Below are 1,250 nucleotides of genomic sequence, written 5' to 3' on the forward strand. Positions count from 1 at the left end.
ATAGTAACTTATTGCTGGGATTGAATCAGCTAATTAGTGATATTAATCAATATCAATTCTTTTTTAATTCTGGATAATCTGACTTATTTGTTAATCATTGAATTCGGAGAGTGACAGAAGAGGGATATAGCAGCCGCCAGAGCGGTTAGGACATAGACTAGAAGTAGTGTTTGAGACACAGCAATCCCATTACCGATGCCCAAAGCCTATAGTTACGATCTCCGAAAAAAAGTGATAGAAGCAATAATTGAAGGTGGTATGAAGAAAAGTGAAGTCAGTCAACTGTTCAAGATCAGTCGCAACACCATTGACTTATGGCTGAAGCGAAAAGCCGAAACGGGGGACTATATAGCATTGCCCAATCAACAAGCGCGGTAGTGGCCACTTCCATCACAGACTGGGAGAAATTTCGGGAGAATGCGGCGGATTCATGGGGATAAAACACAAGTGGAAATGGCTCAACTGTGGGAGGGGGATATTAGCGATTCGGGCAAAGCCCGACGCTTCGCGAACGCACAATTGGACGAGCACTCAAAAAAATTGGGTTCACACGAAAAAAAAGACCTACGGCTACCTACAACGTGACGAGGTGAAAAGACAAGCATACAAGCGAGCAGGTGGCAACTCAGGAAGCTCAAACAATTGTTTATGTCGATGAAGCGGGCATCGGACTTCCGAGAAGACTACGGCTATGGCTGGAATGAGAAAGGAATTTGGTTTCATGCTCTGGTGTCAGGACGTAGACAGGGTAGAGTCAATATGATTGCAGCATTGTGTAACCAGCAACTATTGGCTCCCTTTACTGTGGAAGGCTCGTGCAATCGAAGTGTATTTGAGTTGTGGTTGGAAACATGGCTTTTTCCCTGTGCTTAAACCGGGGCAGGTAGTGGTGATGGATAATGCCACATTTCATAAAGGGGGTCGTATTGAGCAACTGATTCAACTTGCAGGCTGTCAATTGTTATATTTACCTCCGTATTCTCCAGACCTTAACAAGATTGAGCGATGCTGGTCTTGGCTCAAAAGTCGTATTCGTAAACAACTTAACCAGTTAGTTTGATTGTCTACGGGATGCGATGGAGTATGTCTTGGGTCTAGCGTCCTAACCGCTGTGGCGGTTGCTATACTTGAGTTGTCGATTTTCTAGCTCTAATACAAATGATGTATTGTTTCCATATCCAGCATCTATCAGGACAATTCCCGGATGATATCCCCGACTTAATGTCTTCTCAATTAACCCCAAGGCTAGC

General features: G+C 44.2%; 2 pseudogenes. One reads left to right on the forward strand and one right to left on the reverse strand.

Features of this window, described 5'->3' with window-relative positions:
• Window positions 1–195: 195 nt before the first annotated feature.
• A pseudogene (locus F6K53_RS43475) lies at window positions 196–1,106 on the forward strand (IS630 family transposase).
• Window positions 1,107–1,123: 17 nt separating this feature from the next.
• Here the strand turns inward: F6K53_RS43475 and F6K53_RS43480 are convergent.
• Window positions 1,124–1,250: pseudogene (locus F6K53_RS43480) on the reverse strand (transposase); the annotation flags it as partial.

Origin of the sequence: Moorena sp. SIO4A1 (genome assembly GCF_010672065.1) — a bacterium.
Lineage (GTDB): Bacteria > Cyanobacteriota > Cyanobacteriia > Cyanobacteriales > Coleofasciculaceae > Moorena.